Annotated in this window: 1 pseudogene; it reads left to right on the top strand. The window is 71.3% G+C overall.

From position 1 onward, the window contains the following. Positions 1-230 (top strand): annotated as a pseudogene (locus KVS67_RS13690) (F0F1 ATP synthase subunit beta); the annotation flags it as partial.

Below are 230 nucleotides of genomic sequence, written 5' to 3'. Positions count from 1 at the left end.
CCGTCGTGAACACCGGCCCCCGCATCTCGGTGCGGGTCGGCGACGCCGTGAAGGGCCACATCTTCAGCGTGCTCGGCGAGACCCTGGAGACGCCGACCTCGCAGCTGCAGGCCGAGGACCGCTGGCCGACCCACCGCCCGGCCCCGAACTTCGCGTCCCGCGAGGGCCCCACCGAGATGCTGGAGACCGGCATCAAGGTCATCGCCCTGCTGACCCCCTTCATCAAGGGC

Source organism: Micrococcus sp. GbtcB5 (assembly GCF_019091605.1).
Lineage (GTDB): Bacteria > Actinomycetota > Actinomycetes > Actinomycetales > Micrococcaceae > Micrococcus > Micrococcus luteus.
The sequence above is the reverse complement of the archived record's forward strand: the minus strand, read 5'-3'. Positions and strand labels throughout refer to the sequence as shown.